General features: G+C 47.3%; 18 protein-coding genes and 1 riboswitch. Of the genes, 4 read left to right on the top strand and 14 right to left on the bottom strand.

All coding sequences use genetic code 11. The features are described from left to right. Nucleotides 1–374: 374 nt before the first annotated feature. From ruvB to HQQ92_RS08880, 6 genes are all read right to left on the bottom strand, one after another. Complete coding sequence (gene ruvB / locus HQQ92_RS08905) at nucleotides 375–1379, bottom strand: Holliday junction branch migration DNA helicase RuvB (protein ID WP_028759854.1); 1005 nt, start codon at nucleotides 1377–1379, stop codon at nucleotides 375–377. Nucleotides 1380–1426: 47 nt separating this feature from the next. Then, nucleotides 1427–2044 (bottom strand): Holliday junction branch migration protein RuvA, encoded by a 618-nt coding sequence (gene ruvA / locus HQQ92_RS08900; RefSeq protein WP_028759853.1) that lies wholly within the window; start codon nucleotides 2042–2044, stop codon nucleotides 1427–1429. Next, nucleotides 2041–2562: a crossover junction endodeoxyribonuclease RuvC gene (ruvC, locus tag HQQ92_RS08895; RefSeq protein ID WP_006081743.1), complete on the bottom strand. Its 522-nt coding sequence runs from the start codon at nucleotides 2560–2562 to the stop codon at nucleotides 2041–2043. Before ruvC ends, ruvA begins: the two co-directional genes overlap by 4 nt. A gap of 103 nt (nucleotides 2563–2665) precedes the next feature. Further along, a complete protein-coding gene (locus HQQ92_RS08890; RefSeq protein ID WP_173244724.1) occupies nucleotides 2666–3412 on the bottom strand; it encodes a YebC/PmpR family DNA-binding transcriptional regulator in 747 nt (248 codons plus the stop codon). A 297-nt stretch (nucleotides 3413–3709) separates the two neighbouring features. Further along, nucleotides 3710–5488 carry an aspartate--tRNA ligase gene (gene aspS, locus HQQ92_RS08885; protein WP_028759851.1) on the bottom strand — a complete coding sequence of 593 codons (1779 nt, stop codon included), beginning with the start codon at nucleotides 5486–5488 and terminating at the stop codon, nucleotides 3710–3712. Between the two features lie 184 nt (nucleotides 5489–5672). Continuing rightward, entirely contained in the window at nucleotides 5673–8483 is a 2811-nt protein-coding gene (locus HQQ92_RS08880) for a transporter substrate-binding domain-containing protein (RefSeq protein ID WP_173244721.1), read from the bottom strand. A 150-nt stretch (nucleotides 8484–8633) separates the two neighbouring features. Between HQQ92_RS08880 and cmoA the strand changes: the two genes are divergently transcribed. The 4 genes from cmoA (at nucleotide 8634) to HQQ92_RS08860 (ending at nucleotide 13621) form a co-directional block, all read left to right on the top strand. Beyond that, on the top strand, nucleotides 8634–9365 hold the full coding sequence (gene cmoA / locus HQQ92_RS08875; protein ID WP_173244719.1) for a carboxy-S-adenosyl-L-methionine synthase CmoA: 732 nt from the start codon (nucleotides 8634–8636) through the stop codon (nucleotides 9363–9365). Continuing rightward, the gene (gene cmoB / locus HQQ92_RS08870) at nucleotides 9362–10354 is read left to right on the top strand and encodes a tRNA 5-methoxyuridine(34)/uridine 5-oxyacetic acid(34) synthase CmoB (protein WP_113940377.1); all 993 of its coding nucleotides are present in this window, start codon (nucleotides 9362–9364) and stop codon (nucleotides 10352–10354) included. Before cmoA ends, cmoB begins: the two co-directional genes overlap by 4 nt. A 295-nt stretch (nucleotides 10355–10649) precedes the next feature. Further along, nucleotides 10650–12509: a M3 family metallopeptidase gene (locus tag HQQ92_RS08865; protein WP_173244716.1), complete on the top strand. Its 1860-nt coding sequence runs from the start codon at nucleotides 10650–10652 to the stop codon at nucleotides 12507–12509. A gap of 203 nt (nucleotides 12510–12712) precedes the next feature. After that, complete coding sequence (locus HQQ92_RS08860) at nucleotides 12713–13621, top strand: LysR family transcriptional regulator (RefSeq protein ID WP_028759846.1); 909 nt, start codon at nucleotides 12713–12715, stop codon at nucleotides 13619–13621. A gap of 154 nt (nucleotides 13622–13775) precedes the next feature. Here the strand turns inward: HQQ92_RS08860 and HQQ92_RS08855 are convergent, their stop codons facing one another. From HQQ92_RS08855 to thiC, 8 genes are all read right to left on the bottom strand, one after another. After that, a complete protein-coding gene (locus HQQ92_RS08855) occupies nucleotides 13776–15989 on the bottom strand; it encodes a putative metalloprotease CJM1_0395 family protein (RefSeq protein WP_173244713.1) in 2214 nt (737 codons plus the stop codon). 5 nt (nucleotides 15990–15994) lie between these two features. Then, the gene (locus tag HQQ92_RS08850; protein ID WP_173244710.1) at nucleotides 15995–16258 is read right to left on the bottom strand and encodes a chemotaxis protein; all 264 of its coding nucleotides are present in this window, start codon (nucleotides 16256–16258) and stop codon (nucleotides 15995–15997) included. A 102-nt stretch (nucleotides 16259–16360) separates the two neighbouring features. After that, a complete protein-coding gene (thiH, locus tag HQQ92_RS08845) occupies nucleotides 16361–17476 on the bottom strand; it encodes a 2-iminoacetate synthase ThiH (RefSeq protein WP_173244707.1) in 1116 nt (371 codons plus the stop codon). Continuing rightward, entirely contained in the window at nucleotides 17473–18237 is a 765-nt protein-coding gene (locus HQQ92_RS08840) for a thiazole synthase (RefSeq protein ID WP_173244704.1), read from the bottom strand. Before HQQ92_RS08840 ends, thiH begins: the two co-directional genes overlap by 4 nt. A 1-nt stretch (nucleotide 18238) precedes the next feature. Next, nucleotides 18239–18442: a sulfur carrier protein ThiS gene (thiS, locus tag HQQ92_RS08835; RefSeq protein ID WP_173244701.1), complete on the bottom strand. Its 204-nt coding sequence runs from the start codon at nucleotides 18440–18442 to the stop codon at nucleotides 18239–18241. A gap of 1 nt (nucleotide 18443) precedes the next feature. Beyond that, nucleotides 18444–19346 (bottom strand): HesA/MoeB/ThiF family protein, encoded by a 903-nt coding sequence (locus tag HQQ92_RS08830; protein WP_173244698.1) that lies wholly within the window; start codon nucleotides 19344–19346, stop codon nucleotides 18444–18446. Further along, nucleotides 19339–21276, bottom strand: coding sequence for a bifunctional hydroxymethylpyrimidine kinase/phosphomethylpyrimidine kinase (locus tag HQQ92_RS08825; RefSeq protein WP_173248629.1), 1938 nt, complete (start codon nucleotides 21274–21276; stop codon nucleotides 19339–19341). The genes HQQ92_RS08830 and HQQ92_RS08825 overlap by 8 nt, the downstream gene beginning before the upstream one ends. A 2-nt stretch (nucleotides 21277–21278) precedes the next feature. Further along, nucleotides 21279–23384 carry a phosphomethylpyrimidine synthase ThiC gene (thiC, locus tag HQQ92_RS08820; protein ID WP_254306312.1) on the bottom strand — a complete coding sequence of 702 codons (2106 nt, stop codon included), beginning with the start codon at nucleotides 23382–23384 and terminating at the stop codon, nucleotides 21279–21281. Nucleotides 23385–23585: 201 nt separating this feature from the next. Then, a riboswitch (TPP riboswitch) is annotated at nucleotides 23586–23684 on the bottom strand. Between the last annotated feature and the right edge of the window lie 10 nt (nucleotides 23685–23694).

The raw sequence follows: 23694 nt of genomic DNA, 5'->3' as shown, positions 1-23694 counted from the left end.
AAATCTGCATATCTAGCAATATCCACAGATAGCCAAAGCGCTAAAATACCGATAAACATAGATAAATTGCATTAAAACAGAGATACACTATGTATCAATTGTGCTAATTATGCATTTTAACAACGTCTAAAATTATGGTTTAACAATTAAGGTACAAATAATTCTACACGTCTTTGAAATGACTATTTGTTACTGATCTTGTATATTAATTTTAAATATAAGTATTAGCTTCCAATCCCTCTAAACACTCCCTATTTCTTATTCTTAAATAAATGACTTACATCTCATACGGACCACATTCAAGGACAAATTTTCTTTATAAAAAAAGCGACCACTTAGGTCGCCTCTTAGAGTCTGTATCATCAAAATGATGATTACTCGGGTTTGATCAATTCGAAATGTTGATATGCCCGTGCGGTTGCAATACGGCCGCGGGGCGTGCGTTGGATAAAACCTTGCTGGATCAAAAAGGGCTCTAGCACATCTTCAATGGTTTCGCGTTCTTCGCCTATGGCTGCTGCTAAGTTATCGAGTCCAACTGGGCCACCCATAAACTTATCGATAATGGCGAGTAGTAACTTGCGATCCATGTAATCAAAACCTTCATTATCGACATCTAGCAAGTCTAGTGCATGGTCAGCAACAAACTTAGTGACAGCGCCATCATGCTTCACCTGCGCGTAATCCCGCACGCGGCGAAGCAGTCGGTTAGCTATCCGTGGTGTACCACGTGAACGGCGTGCGATTTCAAATGCACCTTCAGCATCAATATCCAGTTCCATCACCTGCGCCGAACGCGTGACTATGGTGCTTAAATCTTTGATGTTATAGAATTCAAGCCGTAGCGGGATCCCAAAACGCGCCCGAAGTGGTGAAGTCAAAGCCCCTGCCCGTGTTGTCGCGCCCACTAGAGTAAACGGCGGTAAATCAAGCTTGATAGAACGTGCCGCTGGCCCTTCACCTATCATGATATCCAGCTGGTAATCTTCCATCGCTGGATACAAAATCTCTTCTACCACTGGGCTTAATCGGTGGATTTCATCGATGAATAACACATCACCGGATTCGAGATTGGTCAAAAGTGCGGCGAGATCTCCCGCTTTTTCCAGCACAGGCCCCGAGGTGGATTTAATGTTCACCCCCATCTCGTTCGCAACAATCATGGCTAAGGTGGTTTTACCCAATCCCGGCGGACCGTAAATCAACATATGATCTAAGGCTTCATTACGATTCTTTGCCGCTTGAATAAACACCTTAAGCTGTGCCCGAGTGTCATCTTGACCCGTGTATTCATCGAGCATTTTAGGGCGCATTGCCCTGTCGATGGATTCATCTTGAGCTTGGATCTGCGGCTGGATGAGTCTGTCTGCCTCAATCATTGTTATTCCTTATCGCAGCTTTCATCTTAATTATCATAATTGTTCAATTAAAGCATCGATTTAAGGGCGGCTTTGATCAGAGTTTCTGAATCCATGCCCTCTTTGTAGGCTGCAGAAACCGATTTGCTCGCCTGCGGTGGTTTATAACCCAGCGAAATTAAAGCTGAAATAGCATCTTCTTCGGCGCTATTGACTGTCGGTGCGGGTGAGTAATTGGATTGCAGCACGAACTCACGCTCTGAGCCTGCGGAGGCTTCCATCAAGCTCTTGAGCTTATCGCGCATTTCTACCAGTAACCGCTCGGCGGTCTTCTTGCCAACACCGGGTAATTTCACTAAGGTCACTATATCATCGCGCTCAACGCAACCCACAAATTCTGCGGCTGTCATGCCTGATAAAATGGTCAAAGCAAGCTTGGGACCGACACCATTGGTCTTGATCAGTAAGCGAAATAACGCCCTTTCCTGCTTAGTGATAAAACCATAGAGAAGCTGTGCATCTTCACGCACCACAAAGTGGGTGTAGACCATAGTTTCATGATTAACTTCAGGCAGCTCATAAAAGCTAGTCAGCGGCATCTGCAACTCGTAACCAACACCATTAACATCGATCAAAATTTCTGGTGCTTGTTTCTCAACGAGCACGCCCCGTAAACGACCTATCATCTGTACCGTCCGTATGTTCTTGCCGTTGCCCGGCCACTCAATGCAATTAAACTCTGGCTAGTGTGATAATGACACACAGCAACACCGAGTGCATCTGCAGCGTCAGCTTGTGGGGCTGCGGGTAACTTAAGTAGTTGTTGGATCATGTGTTGTACTTGGGCTTTCTGTGCTCGCCCCGTACCCACGACGGCGCTCTTAATTTGAGTCGCACTGTATTCGGCCACAGGTAAATTGGCGACTGTGGCAGCAACAATGGCCGCGCCGCGTGCTTGGCCTAACTTGAGCGCAGAATCGGCATTTTTTGCCATAAATACGCGCTCAATCGCAAATTCGTCCGGTTGATACTGACGAATAATCTCAGTGATCCCATCAAATATTTGCTTGAGCCTGCCAGGCAGTTCTTCAGACGAAGTGCGAATACAACCACTGCCGAGGTAAATCTGATGCCGTCCCTGACATTGGATCACGCCGTAGCCTGTGATCCGTGAACCTGGGTCAACACCTAAAATAATTGCCATTCAATACCTTATAGGGGATCTACATTTGCGTCCCTGTTCCTACGTAAGCGTTTGCGAGCTGAAATTGGCATCAATTGACGCCCCAATTCAGCTCACAGTCAATCTAGCCTAGGCTTGCCATCACATCATCGGAGATTTCCGCATTATGATACACCTCTTGCACATCATCGTGATCTTCAAGAGTGTCGATAAGGCGCATAAATTTTTCGGCGGTTTCTAGATCAAGCTCAGCTTTCGTCGAGGCTATCATCGCGATTTCGGCATTCTCCGCCACAAAATGGGCTTTATCGAGCTGCTCTTTCACCGTATAGAAATCAACAGGATCGGTAAACACATCCACCGCGCCATCATCATAGCTGACAATATCTTCCGCGCCCGCTTCAAGCGCCGCTTCCATCAATGCATCTTCATCGGTTCCCGGCGCATAGGATAACACTCCACGCTTAGTGAACAGGTAAGAAACCGAACCATCCGTGCCTAAGTTACCGCCCGATTTACTAAACGCATTACGTACACCACTCACAGTACGATTACGATTGTCCGTCATGGTTTCAACCATCACAGCGGTGCCGCCTGGGCCATAACCTTCATAGAGAATGGTTTCGAGTTGCTGGCCTTCTAATTCACCGGCGCCGCGTTTAATCGCACGCTCAACCGTGTCTCGGGTCATATTACCACCGAGGGCTTTATCGATGGCGACACGTAATCGTGGATTGGAGTCGGGATCTGAGCCACCTTCACGGGCTGCAACGGTTAACTCGCGAATGAATTTAGTAAAGAGTTTACCGCGTTTAGCATCTTGAGCCGCTTTACGGTGCTTAATGTTGGCCCATTTACTGTGACCTGCCATGGGAAGTCTCCTCTACTTAGGTATCATCTAGGTGCCATCGCAAAGCTTATCAAGAGCCGAAGGTGGAATAAGACTAAATAACGGCTATTTACTTAAAGGATTGAACTAACAGATATTGATAAGCGGTGGAATGACGGTTCACTAAAACAAACCGAGGCTCATGCCTCGGTTTTCGGTACGACAAAAAATAACTGACAAGGCTAACGTCAATCGACTTACACTAAAACGATTTACATAATGTCGATTTGAATAAGGTCGATTTACAAAAGTCGCCTTACAAAACCCTCTTACAAAAGATCAGTCTTCCGCTTTAACAGCTTTCTCAACCACGGCAATACCCAGTTCAGCTAACTGCTGCGGATTGGCAAAACCAGGCGCGTTAGTCAGCGGACAAGCAGCAGTGGTGGTTTTAGGGAACGCCATCACATCACGGATTGAGCTTGCGCCCGTCATCAGCATGATGATGCGGTCTAAACCAAACGCTAAACCAGCATGTGGCGGTGTGCCGTAACGCAACGCTTCTAACAGGAATCCGAATTTCTCTTTGGCTTCATCGTCAGTAATGCCCAGAATACGGAATACCGCAGACTGCATTTCTTGGTTGTGGATACGCACCGAACCACCGCCTAATTCGCAGCCGTTTAATACCATATCGTAAGCATCAGAAACGCGATTTGCTGGGTTAGCTTCAAGTTCAGCTGCCGTTACGCCGCGCGGTGCGGTGAACGGATGGTGAACCGCGTGGAAGTTGCCGTTGATTTTCTCAAACATTGGGAAGTCAACTACCCACAGTGGACGCCATTCACCTTGCAATAAGCTAAAATCTTCGCCCGCTTTAAGACGCAGTGCGCCCATAGATTCGGCAACCACAGTCGCCTGATCTGCACCAAACAGGATAATGTCACCAGTTTGCGCGCCAGTGCGGCTCACGATTTCATTGACTATGCTTTCGTTTAAGAATTTCAGCACAGGTGATTGAATGCCTTCTAAGCCAAGGCTTAGGTCATTAATCTTCATCCACGCTAAGCCTTTAGCACCATAGATGCCAACAAATTTAGTGTAATCATCGATTTGCTTACGAGACAGCGCAGCGCCGCCCGGAATACGCAGTGCAGCAACACGGCCTTCTTCATCGTTCGCAGGACCAGAGAATACCGCAAATTCGACTTCTTTGAGTAAATCGGCAATGTCCACCAGCTCTAATGGGTTACGTAAATCTGGCTTATCTGAACCGAAACGACGCATCGCTTCGTTGTAGGTCATGCGCGGGAACTCGCCGAGATCGACGTTCAGCATTTCAAGGAACAGACCACGCATCATCTCTTCGGTTTTCGCCATCACTTGCTCAGAGCTCATGAAAGACGTTTCGATATCGATTTGGGTGAATTCTGGCTGACGGTCGGCACGTAAGTCTTCATCACGGAAGCATTTTACGATTTGATAGTAACGATCAAAGCCTGACATCATCAGCAACTGTTTAAACAACTGTGGTGATTGTGGCAAGGCAAAGAACTGACCTTTATAAGTACGGCTTGGTACTAAATAATCGCGGGCACCTTCTGGGGTTGCCTTGGTCAGGATCGGTGTTTCTATGTCTAAGAAACCGTTTGAGTCGAGGAAACGACGCACAGAACTGGTCACTTTAGCGCGGAAAATTAATCGCTGCGCCATTTCTGGGCGACGTAAATCTAAGTAACGATACTTAAGACGTTGCTCTTCGCTGTTGTTCTGGTAGTTATCCATGCTCAATGGCAGTGGATCGGCAGCATTGATAATCGTCAAGGCTTGACCTAAGACCTCAATCTCACCCGTCTTCATTTGACCATTGACTTGGCTATCAGGACGGGCACGAACTAAGCCTTTGACCTGAACGCAAAATTCGGCGCGCAGCGTGCTAGCGACATTGAACACCTCAGGTAAGTCTGGATCATAGACCACTTGGATGAGACCTTCTCTGTCTCTTAAATCTAAAAAGACAACGCCACCCAAATCACGGCTACGATTAACCCAACCTACCAAGGTAACTTCTTGTCCAACGTGAGACTTATTGACGTCTCCACAATAATGACTGCGCATCTAACTCTATCCTTTATCCGGAAACCGGTGCTTTGGAAATAATCAAAACGAGATAAAAGCGGCATTATAGTAAAATAATGCCGATTACCAAAGTACTTCACACTTAGGCGGTGAAGTATCAAACAGTTTTACGCCCTTGACTAGAGGCGAACGCACTATCTGAGCATGAGCGTTCAAAAAAACATCAAGCTGAGCGATAACAACGCCCGCCGCTACTTTTTGCTTGGTACATCAGCTGATCGGCTTTTTTCAATAAACCGATGGCTGTGTCACCATCGCGGGGGTATATCACCACGCCAATACTGACTGCTATGCTGACACTGACGCCTTGAATAAGCAAAGGGCTCGACAGTGCCTGTAGAATATTATCAGCAACTTGGGTTGCAGCATCGAGATCTTGCACACGATTTAGCAGGATAACAAACTCATCGCCGCCAAATCGCGCAACGGTATCTGAGCCACGGATAACCTTGGTTAACTTTTGGGCGACCAGTACCAGTAATTCATCGCCAATGGGATGACCGTGTTGGTCATTGATTTGTTTAAAACCATCGAGATCGATGAATAACAAAGCGAAATGTGCCTGTTCTCTGCGATGAGATAGCAAAGCTTGGGTTAGTCTGTCATCAAGTAAGGCACGATTGGGCAACTGAGTTAAAGCATCATGATTAGCCACATGCAACAAACGTTTTTCAGCCACCAATCGCTGAGTGATCTCACGATTTAAGCGACGATTCACTAACAACACAGCCACCATCACTAAGCACAAGATTATCACGCCAAACACGATATAACGCAGCCATTGCAGATATTTAGCGCTCTCTGTCGCCACTGAAAATGACACCCAGCGCGTATATATTTTTTGCTGATGTTGAGCATCAACCAAAGCCAAAGCTTTATTAATCAGCGGCACTAGCGGCGCAAATTGAGGATAAACACCAATATGACTATGCTGATCGGCGAGATCACTGAGCAGCGACATTTTTAGTGTCGGATAGTGGCTGGTTTTAAGCTCAGAAGCTAAAGTCACCACTTTATCGATAAACACATCCGCATTGCCATTCGTCACGGCCGCTAATCCGGCCTGCGTATTTGGCACTATGACTAACTTGAGCGAAGGCTCCAGACTCATCAATTGCGCCACCAAATGATATCCCTCAACCACAGCCACCCTTTGACCTGCGAGCTGAGCAATATTAAAAACCGAGACTTGTTCCAGTTGCGACACTAAGGCCCACGGCGATGGCCAATAGGCTTCACTAAACGCTAAACGCTGCTGGCGCTCCGCCGTTTGCGCGACACTGCCGGCTAAACTCACCTCGCCCTTTTGCAACGCCTCGATTAACGAATGCCAATCATCAAAGGCAACGGGCGTGAGCTTAAGTTTGAGTTGTTCCTTGAGCAATTTGACGATATCGCTATTGATCCCCGCAAACTCACCCTGTTCATCCATAAACTCCATCGGTGGCCATTGTTTTAGATAACCGACTTTGAGCTCGCCTACGCTTTCCACATAGGCCTGTTCTGCTGGGCTTAGGCTGACATGGCGCTCAGCTTGGGTAAAAACATGATCTTTAGGATTGAGCATCCATTTATGTTCAATCTCAGCAAATTCTTGATTGCTAATACTGTTAAACCCATTGGCTATCCTCTGTGTAAGGCCAGCATCATCGCTACGGGTCAGCACATAAATGTTGGTGCTAAATTCGAGATCAGGATACTGGCTAAAGTCAGACCAGCCTTTATTGAGCAGTAAATAATGGGATGTCCATGCACCCGCGGCGATAAAACCGACAACTTCTCCAGACCTCGCCCCCGCCACCATGGCATCCATACTGTCGTAATAACGCAGTGACACTTGGGGTAATGCTTTACGCAAATCCACCAAATAAGGCGCTGTCGGCACCACACCAATACGTTTACCTTTTAAGCTGTCTAAATCGATTAACTGTTGCTGATAGAGAAAGAGTCGACTCTTCACCGTATATAAATGCCAAGCCTGAGTAAGGCCCGTTTTAACATCATCACTTTCAGGATAACCTATGTGGGCATCGGCGAGACCGCGACGAACATCATCCACGCTGGAGTTCATATCACCAGAAATAAAATCAACGGCAATACCCGTTTTCTCAGACCAAAGCTGCCACATGTCCACATACAAACCATGGGGTAAACCATCGACCCCTAAGTCCACAAAAGGCTCGACGCCCAGTTGCATCGAAATAACGAGTCCAGCTTGTTGACGTTGATAGCCAAGCCAACGTCGCTCCGTTTGCTGAATAAAGTGCACATCGAGCGCAGTGAAACCTTTATTGATCTTATCGACTAATGCAAGATTGCCCTTTTGAACTGCGGGTACAAACTGCATCGCCTTAATTTGAAGGCGGGCAGTATTGGGAAAGTTTGCGGCAATCTCTTGGGATGAGTCGGGATCTTTTAAATAGCCTTCTAACCCCGCAAAGACTACGATCTCGCCCGCGGCGACCCCTGCCAATAATTTCTCACGACTTTCGTAGCGTTTAAACACAAGCTGCGGTTCGATACGGTGTAATTCCGCTTCATGGGATGAAGCCGCTACCACACCAATTTGAAAGGGGATCAGTTCTTTGATGGATTTTTTGCCCTGCAAGGATTTATGCAAATACAAAAAAGTGCCCACATCAGCAATGGGCACTGCAAAATCAAATTCTTGCTCTCGCTCTGGGGTTTTCCCCATGCCGATATGCACTTGCGCCTTACCTTGCCGCAGTTGATCAAGGGACTCATGCCAGTGGCGTGCCACAAAAACGACTTGGGTATGGCTTTGTTTAGCCCACTCTTTCCATAAATCAACCAGTAATCCAGTCGGCTCGCCATCGTTGTCGACATATTGATAGGGAAAGCTATCCTCACCCATAACGATGATTAATGGCTCAGAGGACAACGGACTTGCCTGCCCCGTTATGCTCAAAAAACAGCTGCACAAGATCACAATTAAGTGGATCACAAACTTCAAGTTGAGCCCTTAGTACTTGATGTACATGTAACGATTTTGTTATCTATTAAGTATTAGACAAAAATTTATCGCAAATTACTAGCATGAGACTTGCTGCTAATCGCTCTGATTCGTTAAAATGCGCAGTTGAATTCCCATGAAAAATCTCAGATGAACGTTTCTCAAGACACTATCTACGCTCAAGCGAGCGAGCATATTAGCGATTTCCAGTTTGATAACCGTGTAGCAGGTGTGTTCAGTGACATGATCCGCCGCTCAGTGCCTGGATATGCGCAAATTATCAATACCATAGGCGATTTTGCAGATCGTTTCGTCATGCCAAATACTCAAATTTACGATTTGGGTTGCTCACTCGGTGCCGCGACCTTAAGTATTCGTCGCCAAATCCAAGGCCGCCAATGTCGCATTATTGCTGTAGATAACAGTGAATCTATGGTCGCACGCTGCCAAGAGAACCTGAATGCCTATGTCAGCGATACAGACGTCGATCTGGTTTGCGGTGATATTCGCGATATCGATATTAAAAATGCCTCACTAGTGGTACTCAATTTTACCTTGCAATTTTTACCACCAGAAGACAGAGAAACCCTGATAGCCAAGATTTATCAGGGTCTTAATCCCGGCGGGATTTTAGTGCTGTCTGAAAAAATTCGCTTCGAAGATGCTCCTATCCAAACCCTATTGGAAGAGCAACATTTGGACTTTAAACGCGCTAATGGTTACAGCGAACTTGAGATCAGCCAAAAACGCAGTGCGCTGGAAAATGTCATGAAGCCCGACACCTTAACCACGCATCAACAACGACTCACCAGCCAAGGCTTTAGTCACTTTAGTCTCTGGTTCCAATGCTTTAACTTTGCTTCTATGGTGGCCATCAAGTGATCAGCTTTAGCTCGTTTTACCAACAAATCGCCGATTCGAATCTACAACACTGGCTCGAAACCCTGCCGAGCATTTTAGGCAAGTGGCAACGAGATCATAAACACGGCAACCTGCCAAAGTGGGAAAAAGTGCTCAACAAGCTGCACTATCCTGCACCAGATCAAATAGATTTTATCGATAGCGTGACCGTCGGTAGCGGCGAGCAACTCAGCCCTGGTGAAAAAGAGAAGCTAGAAAACCTGCTGCGCCTTTTTATGCCATGGCGTAAAGGCCCCTTCCACATTCATGGCATCCATATCGATACCGAATGGCGCAGTGACTGGAAATGGGACCGCGTTAAGCAACATATTTCGCCGCTGAAAAACCGCACTGTGCTCGATGTCGGTTGTGGCAGTGGTTATCACATGTGGCGCATGTTGGGCTCAGGTGCCAAACGTGTCGTCGGTATCGACCCTTCGCCGTTGTTTTTATGTCAGTTTGAAGCCGTCAAACGTTTAGCGGGCACACATCACCCTGTACACCTGTTACCATTGGGTATTGAAGAGCTGCCACCGCTCGATGCATTTGACACGGTTTTCTCCATGGGTGTTTTGTATCACAGACGTTCGCCTATCGATCACTTGTTACAGCTGCGTGATCAATTGCGCACCGGTGGTGAGCTCGTGCTAGAAACCTTGGTGATAGATGGCGACGAAAATGCCGTACTCGTGCCTCAAGATAGATATGGCAAAATGAATAATGTATGGTTCATTCCGTCCGTTGCCGCGCTCATGCTATGGTTAAAAAAGTGTGATTTCACTGATATCCGTTGTGTCGATACCGATGTCACTACCCTTGCCGAGCAACGCCGTACCGACTGGATGCCCAACGAATCACTGGTTGAATACCTAGATCCTAACGACATCACCAAAACGGTTGAAGGTTATCCTGCGCCCAAACGCGCCACGATTATCGCGGTGAAAAATCAGCCTAATCAGGATTTAAACTAACCTTTTCAGTCTGAAGTAAGCAAATATCAGTCATTACGTCCTCAGGGTTTGAGTTGGTAATGGCTGATATCAAAAGCCGAAAGAACACCATTCCTCTAGTACATCTGGAATCTGTAGGTGTTCAGCAGCTCAGTGTAACTCCTTCCTTGAATAGCAATACATTTGCGACTCCCACCCTTATCGTTGACATCCAGAACAGAACAGGGTTTCATGCATAACAATGACTTGAAGCTAACTCAATTGGATACTAAGTCAAAGTTAACTCATTCCATCACAGATGCAGAACACATTACCCATGTTAAAACCCACTTTACTGGTTAGCCTGTTTGGCTTGAGCCTTTATGTTACGAATGCCGCCTATGCGGCGCCAAGCCCTGTTCCCCTTTTAGTTGAACAATGCCTGCGTTTGCCAAGTATTGATCTCGCAACTGTGTTCGCCAATGCGCGTTTAACTGCGTCTGAATTAACCTTGGCCCAGCGCGCGCTTATTTTTGAGCAACAGATGTTAGGGCTTAATAATATCAACGACAGACTCAACTATTACCGTGGGTTTAACTTACCGAGTGAAGAGCGCGAAGGTTTACTGCAATGCCAGTTACACCTCGCCGACACCCTGTCGCAACTTCTCAGCCAAGCAGAATTTAGCCAACTCGCCTACGCCTTAGCCCAAGGCAATGCAGAACAAATACTGCTGAGCCAACAGCTTAAACAATTGCTACAACAACATTGGCGCGCCGAGGAGAAAGCGAAATTACATACAGCGCAAGCCAGCATAGGCCAAGGGTTAGGCAGTCAACAATTTAGTCTTGCCTTCAATGACAGCCAATGCCAACCTGAAGTGACTCAGCAACATCATCTGCATAAAAAAGAGGATAAAAGTGACGAGCCGAAGCCCGACAGTTCAAAGCAGAGCGACTTTTCTGGCACTATCGCCAGTTACTTACTGACGCAAGAAAACGCCGTATGTCGCAAAAATGTATGGCAGGCCTACCAAGCCAGAGCCAGTGAAACCAATCAAACGGCATTAGAGCGAATTGCTGAGCAGCGCCAACAAGCTTCCACTGCTGCAGGCTTTACCGATTACAGCGCATTAGTGCTTAGTTCGCAGCAGTTATCGTCCCCTGAATTAGTCAAAGCTTTTCTTGATAGCCAAACCCAAGATCTGCAAATGGCTCCCTGGGATATTGGGCGAACCCTGTCACAACAAGCATCAGCCAAGGGGCCGACATGGCAAACCTCTGACGTCTTGAGTCGCAGCTTTACTTATCTGCAAGTGTTTGGTTTGCAGTTTGAGACCATAGAAACCGCTAAGGTCGATAAAATACCTGCCGATCCCAATCGGCCACATATCGTCAGGGTCTACCACCAGCAAAGATTGTTAGGTGAAATCTATGTGACGTATAACCCAAATCCACAGCAAGGTAGTCAACAGCAGACATTGCGTCAAAGTGTACTCGGCCAGCAATTTGGACAACAAGCGTTGGATCTCAAACCACAGCTGAGTAACTACAAAGACATTGAGCAATTAACCGAATCCATCGCAGAGGCTGTCACTTCCCTTGCTAAAGCGAGTCATTTCTACCTCAACAATGCCATGGGACAGAGTCAAGATAGCTATTTTGTGGCGAGCCTCTGGTTAGCTGAAGTGCTACGCCATCAACTATTTCCGCAATTTGAGCACACCTATTTACAGGAGCGTGAAACACTGGCTAAAGCTTATTCGAAGCAGCTTAAAGTCTTTCGCGCTAAGGTTGCAGTCAACTTTTACCAAAACTCAAGTGCACAAGTCTATCCCGATCTCGCTGCAGAGTTTAGTGCCAGCTTTGGCCAAGGTTGGCCGCAAACCAAGGATTATCCCTACAGCTTTAATGCTATCGCCAACGAAGGACCGCTCTACTACCAATTACTCTGGCAAGCATCGCTAGCCAGGCTGATAGATCAATCCACATTCAACTGCCGAGACAAACTCAAATTATTCAATGTATTAGTCATCAATGAAGACGCTTTAAGCTTCAGTGACCAATTAAAAGTGGTCATTGGCGCCCCCGTTAATAGTGCTGCACTGATCCAAAGAATTTCAAATAGCGCCGCTTCAGAACATGCTGACAATTCCAACAATCAAGCTTTCGACGCAACAGGTTCTTGTGCGTTTTAAGTGTGAATGCTTAGGATGTGTTTGTGACTCGCTCGGGCGCAAACACTGAAAATCGTCATGATTAGCCTCTCTATCACCTTAATAACTTAGCGCGACATAACTATCTATATGTCGTGAGAATGACTGACTCTATGATATTTAATTGAAAAAGTCGTAAGAAGTGGCCACTATAAGCCTCAATCTATCGTTTTTTTGAGATTATAATGACTCGAGCTAAATCTACCTTAGAACAATGGCGTATTTTGCAAGCGGTGGTCGATTTTGGCGGCTATGCCCAAGCGGCCGAAAAACTCAACAAGAGTCAATCGTCACTTAACCATGCCGTTGCCAAATTACAGCATCAGTTAGGTATCGAGCTACTCGAAGTCAAAGGCCGTAAAGCCTATCTCACCCCGCAGGGCGAAGTGCTGCTGCGCCGCTCACGGCATGTCACCCAAGCCGTCAACGAGTTAGAACAACTTGCGAGTAATCTCGAACAAGGGTGGGAGCCGACACTCACGATTGCCCGTGAAATTATCTATCCGATGGAAAGCTTAGTGTGCGCCCTCAATGCGTTTCTGCCCCATAGTCGTGGCACTCGAATCATCATGCTGGACTCAGTGATCACCGGCACTCAAGAGCTCATTCAGCAGAGTAAAGTCGATATTGCTATCTGTGCAGGGGTGCCGCCTAAAGGGTATTTATCCGAACCCTTATGTGAACAAGAACTCTACCTCGTCTGTCATCCAAATCACCCACTCGCTGACTTAGGCACAATTGAAGACGATAAACTACTGGCACAATATTTACAGTTAGTGATCAAAGATACCGGCGTGCAATCCAATATCGACATAGGCTGGCTCAAAGCTGAGCAGCGCTGGACAGTCTCTAACTTCCATGAAGCTAAAGTCATTTTAAATCAAGGTATTGGTTTCTGTTGGATCCCCTCTTTCTTAGTCCAAGAAGAATTGGCTTCGGGTAATCTAGTACGTTTACACCTTGAGGGCAGCCAAAAACGTCGCATCATGTTGAGCTTAGTTATCCCTAATAGGGATCAACAAGGGCCTGCATCAAAACTGCTTGCTTCCTTGATTTTAAAACAGCATGGAATTGAAACGACGAATAGTCATTAACAGCAAGATACAAAAAGAGTTATCAATTCGAGTGAGCAAAACGATAAGTGCTAACTGCTGATTAAATGCTTAGTTCTTAGTGGCGCTGAGAAGTTGTTTCGAAAAAGATAATGAAAAGCGAATCATGGAAATAGTTAAAGCTTAAAACCTAATCTTACACACTAAAGTCGACATAGCGCGCTTGTTGATAACCCAAGTATTGCGGCTGAATAAATCCTGTCTCCTGCAAGAGGTCATCTACCACATATAACTTGCTCTGCAAAGACACATTCGAATTCGCGCTAGCACTGATATTTGAAGACTGCTCATTTACATCGTTTGCGGACAAAACATCCGTAGATTGCAAATTGCTAAGCAGATCATTTGAAGATGCCAGATAAGAAGGCTGAATATTGGCTTGCGACGTCATATCGACACGAACTGAAGGTCCAGCACTGGCTTGTGCAACCGCGACATAATAACGGCTTGCAGCACTATCGGATCTTGAAATAAAACCCGTCGCTAAATCCGCTGAAGTTGAAGCTTCTCCAAATGCTAAAGTTGCGGTCGGTGGCTCAATCGTTTCCACTGTGGTCGATGTAGTGACTGAGTCACTGATATCAGAAGAGGTTTTCGAACCCGTATCAATGACTCTCGTGTTGACCGTTTGCGCCTCGATCGCTTGTTTTAGCTTATCAAGCGCAGTAGAGGCGGGGGTGAATACAGCCTCTTGGGGCTGAGCAATATTACCGGACTCATCAACGTCTCCCGTCACTACAGGTGTATGTTTTTCTAACGGTGGCAACTCTTTGATTTGTGCATCTGCGTCTATTAATGTTTGAGCCGTTTGCAAGTCAACAATTTGTTTTTGTCGCTCCTCTGCCAGCATCACCTTAGCTTCATTCATTTTTTGCAAGGCTTCCGCGGCAACACGGATATCCGCTGATGACGGGTCAACAGGAGCCATTGCTGCGGCATAAACTTGCTTCATTTTGTTTATCGTTGCAAGCGGGTCGCCTCCCACTGGAGAGACATCAATCTGCACTTCGCCATCGGTGGCGTAACGTTGGCCATCAGCACCCTTTTCATACTTAAAACTCGGGCTCTGAGCGTATTGTCCTCCGACGGTTGCGTGGGCATGCTCATGGGCTTTAACCTCTGAATCTCGAGTTTTAAGTTCATCGACTTGCTGTTGCTGTTGAGCCTGCACTTTTTCTTGGGCTTGTATCTCTTGTTCTTGAGCCTGTTGAACCAGTGATTGTTGCTTTGCCTCTTCCGCTGCTGCTATTTGCTGTTTCCGCGATTCTTCTTCCTGTACTTGCTTTTCAAGCTGATTATCATTTGGGGCAAAGACAGCAGCTAAGACTTGTTGACTATCATCTGGGTTAGACGCTGTCGCAGGAGCATCTACAGGACTAGCTTGAGCCTGAGCTTCACCGAAAACTTGAGTAAATAGTTCTAACACAGTCGGTCGAGCAACATCATTGCTAGCGGATTGATCTGTGGCTTGCGTAGAGTTTGACTGACCAACAGGCCCTGCACTCGTTGCTACACTCTTATTTACAGAACTGTTAATTGCAGAATCGGACGTAGTGGGATCAACTAACGCAGCTCCAGTAAAGACAGTTTGTGGCCCAAACACTGCCGCTAAATCAGGCATTATTGGAGAAACATCACCCGTGCTAGATGGATTGAAAGCAGGAATATAAGTACCCCTAGTGCCAATTGATGGACTCAGAGGCGTAAAAATATCAACGGGAATATTGCTCGTTACACTGAGATTTGGACTTATTGTAGCCAAGGAATTTACCCCAAGTCCGCTATTACTCGTACCCGCGACGGGCGAAAATACCTGAGTAGAAATAGGTGTCGCAATCTGTCCCCCGCGTACACCAGAAATGGATCTTGGTCCTGTTAACAAACTAAAACTCGCATCGGCATGTAAGCTAGCTCGATCATTTAACGTATTTACCTGAGGATTGCTCCTTGGCGTTGGTACGGAAAAAGGAGCGACCTCGAGTGCTTGGCTTGCACCATTCAGTACAGGAAGTACAGGTGCTGCAGTTGATGAAACAGCACTAGAAGCAGCAAAAGACACATTCGGTGATGAGTGGAGAGATTGGGAAACGTTAGCAGCTAATGAAGTAATAGGCGTGGCTTGAACTGGAGCAAATGAAGTTCCAGTAACCTGTAGTTCATGGACACCACTCGCTTCAATTTTTGCGGAGCCTGCAGTGTGAGCGCTGGCTCCTTGATAAGTGCTATTAGCGTGACTCTGGTTTAGGCTCTGGCTTTGAGTCTGGCTTAGATTCGAGCTGAGCATCTTATCATGTGCCGAAAATGAAGAGGATGGCGCTCCAACCTTAAGTGATAGCGCCACAACCGACATGATATTTACACCTTAATATTAATGATCGAACCTATCGTTTCAGAATCAGTTTCAATCACTTCTGTTGACGCTTCCCCTTGTCTTAATGACTCATTAGCGGTAAGTAATGCCGAGGTTTTATCAGGCTGCGCAACATCTCTTGTAGATTCAGCCGGAGTCGCACTTTGAGTCGGTGTAGGTTTAGCCACATCTATTGTTGCTTGAGTGAGCCCAGATTGAGCACTTTGCAAGCCTTGCAGACCGGATGAATAAGCAGATTGGATTTGCATAACGGTATTCCTGCACGCTGTGATTAATGGGTCAATTATTGACCAATCACCTGCAAAAGTACAGGTTTTATCCGCATTCTCACCATTTATTTATGGTCTTATTTATCCTGTGATCCAATTGGCTTCCCAATCCTTAAATACGGGATTAAAACCCTGCAGTTGCATCTGTTCGATGACTTGCTCGACGCTGCGATCATCGCTTATCTCAAATTGATCGAGTTGACTGTCGGGTGCTTGATAGCCGCCCGGTTGTGTCGAACTACCCGCACTGATTTGAGTAATTCCAAGTGGCAAAAGATTATCCCTCAGCTCAGGGCTTTCCCTTGTCGACATACTGATATCAAGCTGATGATTAAAAAGTCTAAATGCACAAATCATTTGCACTAAACCTAAATCCGATAGCATAACTTTTGGGGTGATCCCGCCAGTACAAGGCCTTAACCTTGGCAGCGAAATACTAAAGCGAGTGCGCCAATAGCGACGCTCTAAATAGTCAAGATGATATCCCATCATTAACGCATCTAAACGCCAATCATCCAGCCCCAGTAATACCCCAAGACCAATTTTATCCCCCCCCGCCGCCGCAACTCTATCCGGTGTTGCTAAGCGATAGGCAAAATCCATTTTTTTACCTCGGGAATGGTGACGAGCATAAGTCTCGGGCTGATAGGTCTCCTGATAAATCATCACAGCATCTAAACCTAGCGCGACTAACTGGCGATAATGGTCCTCACTCATGGGTTGGACCTCCATCGCCACATGGCTAAATTGCTGCTTTACCAACGGCAACATTTGCTTAAAATAATCGATGCCGACCTTAGTTTCATGCTCACCCGACACCAGTAAAATAGAATCAAAACCTCTGCCTTTGATAATAGCTATTTCAGCCATCAACTCCTGTTCATTCAAGGTCTTGCGTTTGAGTTTGTTACTCATGCTAAAACCACAGTAATCACATTCATTAGCGCACAGATTCGAGACATATAGCGGTAAATACATGCCAAGATTCGCGCCAAATCGCTGCCGCGTAAGCGCCGCAGATTGCTGCGCCATGGTTTCGATATAAGGCTCTGCCGCAGGTGATAACAAGGCCAGTAAGCTGCGTAAATCCCCTGCTGGACTCACTAACGCCCGCTCGACATCTTGGGCTGTGCAAGAATACAAATCGAGTAACAGTTTATCCCGTGGGATTTTGGCAAATTCCGCTACAAAACTCATTGGTTTAAAAATCCTGTCAGAGGACTGGTCTGTACCGCGCCCGTTTGTACTCGGCCAAGCCCAGCTTCAAACGCCCGTCTACCGCATTGCACCGCATCCTTAAAGCACTCGGCCATCACTATCGGCGACGCGCTGCTGGCGATGGCGGTGTTGACGAGCACCGCATCGGCGCCCAGCTCCATTGCCCGCACAGCCTGTGAAGGCGCGCCAATGCCGGCATCGATCACCACTGGCACCCGCGACTGCTCTATGATGATTTTTAAAAAGCTTTCAGTGACTAAACCCTGATTACTGCCAATCGGACTCGCCAATGGCATAACCGCAGCGCAGCCCACCTCTTCCAAGCGACAGCACAGCACAGGATCGGCATGCACATAGGGCATCACGATAAAACCTTTATCACAGAGAATCTTGGCCGCTGCTAAGGTTTCAATTGCATCGGGCATCAGGTACTTAGGATCGGGGTGGATTTCGAGCTTAATCCAATGAGTTCCCAGCATTTCACGGGCAAGCTCAGCCGCAAACACCGCTTCCTTGGCGTTTCTCGCCCCCGAAGTGTTAGGCAATAGCCGGACACCCGCTTGACGTAACGGCGTGAGTAAATCATCAAGCCCCATTTTAAAATCAATTCTTTTCATCGCAACTGTCACTAACTGCGATTTTGAAGCCATTATCGCCTCGATCATCACTTGGCTATTACTGAACTTTCCCGTTCCTGTAAATAATCGCGACTCAAACTCCACATCGGCAATCTTTAACATACTAGCCTCCCGCTACAGCTGAGAAAAGTTCTAATTTATCTTCATGTTGGCAGAGAATAGATTGCCAGCGATTACGCGGAATCACCTCTGCATTCAACACGATAGCAACCGAATCGAGTGCAATATTTTGTGCGAGGATCACAGCCTCGAGTGACGTCGGTTCAGATAACGACTGCGGGAGATTGTTTATGTGAATTAAAATCATATCAAACCTCAAGATTATCTTTATTTGATGATAGATAAGCCCCTTGGGGACCACACACGTCACAGTGGGGATCCCGCGTTAATACCGCAGCGGTCCACACAAGTGATTTAGCGTCAAAGCGCCAAAAACGCCCCAACAAGGCATTTTTCGGTGCATCACCACCGCTATTCACACTCAGCAAGAGTTGCATGGCCACCAAAGATTGCATTGACGCCATCACGCCCACGCTGGGGCCGAGTACACCTTGGGTACTGCAGCTCTGCGACACTCTTGTCTGTGCGGGGAAAATACAGTGATAGCAACCGCCAGAGGGGAGCTGCATTTGATTGACTGCAAATAATTGACCGCTAAATGCTGCGATTGACGCACTAACTAAAGGCAAGGCAGCTTCGATACAGCAGCGATTAATGGATTGGCGAGTCGCAAAGTTATCTGTGCAGTCAAGCACGAGCACTCTTTTACCCTGTTGTTTTAATTGTAAAACCTCAGCGAAGTGATGAGCTGATGTCTCATCACTAAATGCTGTTTCATGGGCAGTAACAGTGCACTGCGGCGCTAAGCCTTTAAGCTTTTGCTTGGCAACTCGCGCCTTATTGAGTCCAATGTCGGCATCGGTGAATAGCAATTGTCTTGGTAGATTCGAAACTTCAACCTTATCCATGTCGATTAAGGTCAAGCGACCAATACCTGCACAGGCCAGATATTGCGCCGCCAATTGCCCTAAACCGCCAAGCCCTACAATAACAACGCTGGCGTCGGCCAGTTGTAATTGCCCTGCCTCACCGACTTCTGGCAATAAGACTTGCCGAGAATAGCGGATGAAATCAGCATCACTGAGTGTATGAACGCTTTGTGTTCCGTCGCTGAGAACGTCTGCGTGAGCAAGCGGTTGGTTTTTACTCATGCTTTGCAACCAACTTATGCTTTACAGCCAGTTCTTCAGACAAGCTACATTGCTCCCAAGCTTGGCTCAGCTCTGCGAACGCTGCTAACGGATCCTTAGCTTTCGTTATTGCGCGCACCACAGCAATATTGCCTACCCCAGTAGCTTTCACCTTTGACAGATTATCTAAGTCGATGCCGCCAATGGCGACCAAGGGATAATGGTCTTGGAGTAACGCCACATAGTGCTTAAGTTTTGCGAGCCCTTGGGGCGCAGAAGGCATTTGCTTCGTCGTGGTTGGGAATATATGCCCAAGCGCTATGTAGGATGGCGAGTATTGATGCGCCAATAGCAACTCGAAATAACTGTGGCTGGATAGACCTAACGCGAGTCCCGCGGCTTGAATGGCCGCTAAGTCGGTAACGGCGAGATCTTCTTGGCCTAAATGTACCCCAAAGGCATGGTATTTTATCGCTAACTGCCAGTGATCATTGATAAAAAGCTGCGCATTAAAATGCTTACCTAAGGCAATGGCCGTTTGAATTTGTGCTTCTAATTCAGAGCCAACCAACTCAAATTTACCTGACTCAGACTTGCCTAGCGCAGATTTATCTCGCTGGTATCCTGCTAACCCTGCAGCAGTTGACCCGCTGGTATCGGTTTTTATCCGTAACTGCACGGTTTTAACACCCGCAACTAACAAACTTTCCAGCATGATTAAGTCACTCACCACGGGATAAACACCAAGATCGGCATCGAGCACTTTAAAACCGTGGGATGAGATGTATTGAGCTGGCGTCGAAGTTATTCTTACCTGAGCGGTTGCCTGATCTGTTGCGGAAAAAACTGTTGCAACTAAGTCATTACCAACATCAAGATGTTGGTTGAGGTGATAACTAATAAAATTACCATCACACAATTTTATCTTGGCATAGCGGGACAAGTCATTGGGCCACCCCGTACGGGCCAACGGCCCTGGACCTTGCCCTAAACCAATCGCCGCGCTTAAGCCTTGACTCACGTAGGCTTTGGCAACCACCACCGCATCTTGCAATACAAAACCTTGCGCTAACACGGCGGCAATAGCCGATGACAAAGTACAGCCGCTACCATGGTTATGACGTGTATTAACCCGCGGGCTTGCCAACCAGAAACGCCCATTTTGATGCAGCTCAGAGCTAGCGCGTACTTGATGGCAAACCAGATAATCCTCGGCAAGCTCAAAATCCCAGCCGTTGCTATCGAGAGTGCTAACATGAACGTTAGCCTGAGTTTGAGCATGAGTGTTATCGTGAGTTTTAGCATGAGTATCAGCAAGAATGTCAGTGCTGCCAAAGCTCACATCGCCCCCTTTAGCGAGCACACTGCAATCTAAACTCTGGGATAAAGCCTGTGCTGCAGCAACGAACTGCGATTTGGTCGAAACATCACTGTGAGTTAACCGCCCAAGTTCAAGCACATTGGGCGTGATAAGTTCGATTAAACCTTTGAAAGGCCTAAAATCTAAGGCTGATTTAGCCGTACTTTTTATATCCTGACAGTTATCTACTGCTAATGCATCGCCACAACTGGCGACCATCACAGGATCGATAATCACAGGCACAGATGGATAGTGGATTTTAAAACTCGCGATCCAATCTGCCAGTAATGCGACTTGAGATTGATCTGCCAGTAAGCCGATTTTGATCGCTTTGGGTGGCAAGTCTGACAGTAAAGTAGTCAACTGAGCCATTAACATCGCCGCTGATACGGGCTCGACTAAAGTGACCGCCACTGAGCTTTGCGCCGTCACTGTGGTGATCACGCTGCAACCGTGGCAGCCCAAATCCTGAATCGTGGCCAAGTCCGCCTGAATACCGGCACCGCCGCCGCTGTCTGAACCGGCTATAGTCCAGACAAACGCGGGGCACTCGGTATTCATGGGCAATTTCCCCCCATGAATACCCAGCATCATTAGGCTTCCTCAGCTTCGGCGACGAGCTTGTCTTTAACGTGATAAATCTCGGCGCCCGAGGCAGCAAATTGTGCCGATTTTAGCGCCATTGCCGCTTCCAACTCCTGCGGCGTCTTGATTGTGACTTGCATAGCTTGGGCAGCCGCTTCAACTTGCTCCGCCTTCGCTTGTGCCGCCTCTAAGCCAGCGGCATAGGCGCGAACATCTTGGGTGATTTTCATCGAACAAAATTTAGGGCCGCACATAGAGCAAAAATGCGCGACTTTAGCGGATTCCTGCGGTAAAGATTCATCGTGGTAAGCACGCGCGGTTTCAGGATCGAGTCCTAAATTATATTGATCTTCCCAGCGGAATTCGAAACGCGCCTTTGCCAGCGCATTATCACGAATTTGCGCACTCGGATGACCTTTGGCCACATCGGCGGCGTGGGCAGCAATCTTATAAGCAATCAAACCTTGCTTAACATCTTGTTTATTCGGTAATCCTAAGTGTTCTTTTGGTGTTACATAACACAACATGGCGCAGCCGTACCAAGCTATCATGGCCGCGCCTATGCCGGAGGTGAAATGATCATACCCAGGTGCAATATCGGTGATTTGTGGGCCAAGGGTGTAAAACGGCGCTTCGTCGCAGTGAACTAACTGCTTGTCCATGTTCTCTTTAATGAGCTGCATCGGGATATGTCCCGGTCCTTCGATAATGGTTTGTACGTCGTATTCCCACGCGATTTTGACTAGCTCACCTAAGGTTTCAAGCTCTGCAAACTGGGCGGCATCATTAGCGTCGGCAATCGAGCCTGGACGCATACCATCACCTAAGGACAGGGATACATCGTAGGCGACGCAAAGCTCACAGATCTCACGAAAATGGCTGTAGAGGAAGTTTTCCTTGTGGTGACTCAGGCACCATTTGGCCATAATTGAACCGCCGCGGGAAACGATCCCAGTAACGCGTTTAGCCGTCATCGGCACGTAACGAAGCAGCACACCAGCATGAATGGTAAAGTAATCAACACCTTGCTCAGCTTGTTCAATCAAGGTATCGCGGAACACTTCCCAGGTTAAATCCTCTGCCACGCCGTTCACTTTCTCCAGCGCTTGATAAATCGGCACAGTGCCAATGGGCACTGGCGAGTTACGGATGATCCATTCGCGGGTCTCGTGGATATAACGCCCCGTGGATAAATCCATGACAGTATCCGCGCCCCAACGGGTTGACCAGACGAGCTTTTCCACTTCTTCCTCGATGGAAGAGGTCACCGCAGAATTACCAATATTGGCGTTCACTTTCACCAGAAAGTTACGCCCGATAATCATAGGTTCGGCTTCGGGATGGTTAATATTCAGCGGAATTATCGCGCGGCCACGGGCAACTTCGGCGCGGACAAATTCGGCGGTAATCGGTTCGCCGACTAAGGCACCAAAAGCTTCGCCCTTGGCTTTACGATTGAGGATTTCATCCTGTACTTGCGCAAGTGCCATGTTCTCGCGGATCGCCACATATTCCATTTCTGGCGTGATAATCCCTTGACGGGCATAGTGTAATTGACTGACGCGTTTGCCCTGCAGCGCTCTGCGTGGGCGGACAATGGCACTCGAGCCTGCCTCAAAACGCAGATGATCTAAACCGTCGTCGGCGAGTCTTTGTTGGGTAAAGTCTGAGGTCGCGCAGGATAATTGCTCTGTGTCGTTGCGGGCTAGGATCCAGTTTTGTCTTAATTTACCAAGGCCTAGACGCACATTGATGTCGGCCTCAGGATCGGAATAAGGTCCGGCGCAATCGTACACGCGGATTGGCGGATTTTTTTCCATGATGGGCGCATCATCTGTGCCGCCGACCAGGGTGTCAGTCTGCAGAATTTGCCGCATGCCAACGCGAATATCGGCACTGGAACCCTCGAGATAAATCTTTTGTGAATTAGGATGTTGCAGTGGCGCTAGCGTATCGATAAAGGCTTGGGCCTGCGCACGGGTTTCGCGGCGACTCGGCGCCTTAGGCACTGTTGATTGACGAGACTCAGTCGATTTATTAGGGATTGTCGATTCTAGCGCTGTGATTTCTATCGCACTGGCAGCTACAGCTGAGTTTGGGTTTGAACTGGACATAAGCAATCTCACGTTAAAAAATGGAGTTGCTTGTCTGGAGAATTGAGTTGTTGATAGCTGGACATGGCAATCAACTTTTGTGGCCAACACTGGCTTCAAAAATTGAGTTACCCTGCTCAATAACAATTAAATCTAAACATTAAGGCTTAAAACACTGCTGAGTTAACAGGTGTTCAAGCCGTCTATTTTGGCGATTTAATGTGTGTTATTACGCTTGTTTCCTTCGCAGGTTTTAACCTGATCAGGTTCAACGGATCCCGAATAAACGGTCTCAGCCAAGAGGCACTCCGACAAGATGAGTGCGCAGTAT

The organism is Shewanella sp. DC2-4 (assembly GCF_013248875.1).
Taxonomy (GTDB): domain Bacteria; phylum Pseudomonadota; class Gammaproteobacteria; order Enterobacterales; family Shewanellaceae; genus Shewanella; species Shewanella oncorhynchi.
This window is presented reverse-complemented; position numbering and strand designations above follow the sequence as displayed.